Genomic DNA, 744 nt, shown 5'->3' with positions numbered 1-744 from the left:
CCCTGACCGCTCAATAAATTTATCAATCCGATATTGCAGGCTGTTGCGATGCAGATGCAGCTTTTTCGCTGTTAATGTGACGTTTGAGTTGTTTTCAATAAACAGCTTAATGGTCTTCCTTAGCTCAGCTTCACTTCCAAATAAAAGCTCAGCTTCTTCAGAGAGCAGCGTTTCCAGTTTTTCTTTTTCTGTTTCTAATAATAGAAAAGGAAAGATCATCTCAAAGGTCACACTCTGCACCTGAGGCAGCCGTTTTTCAGCAAACAGGAAATACGCCTGTTCACGAGCATAATGTTTTCGCAGACACTCATCCGGCTCGTAAAATCTTCCGGCGTAAAAACGGACACTGAAGTAGAAATCACTTTCAAGAACCTTTGCGAGCGATTCCAGTTCGCCCTTCTCCGCCGCCGCTTCACTTTCCTGCTCGACAATCACGCCTCTGTCCTCATGGATCCACACAATCACAAAAGACACCGGCCAAAAATGGCGAACCGCTTCCGTAAAGGACGTCCTTTCTATTTTGCCGAACAAATGAAAGTGAACAAATCTCGTCCGTTTCTTTATGTACGCCGGCAATTCCCCTCTGGAAAAAAGGAACGAAAACCACTTGTTTTCCTCAGGTGATTTCATAGACATTTGATTGCCCTCATCCGCAGGCGTCAAAAATGCCTGCAGCACCAATACTTCTTTTTCACTGATCTCTGTTTTCGGAATGGAGATATATCTCTGATTGCTCTCATCAAA

1 protein-coding gene is annotated in these 744 nt (G+C 44.1%); it reads right to left on the bottom strand.

The annotated features are described in order from the left end of the window. Positions 1-744 (bottom strand): PucR family transcriptional regulator (locus ACWHAR_RS26540; RefSeq protein ID WP_452088357.1); only part of this gene is annotated, 744 nt, incomplete at both ends.

The organism is Bacillus sp. LR--39 (assembly GCF_053613335.1).
This window is presented reverse-complemented; position numbering and strand designations above follow the sequence as displayed.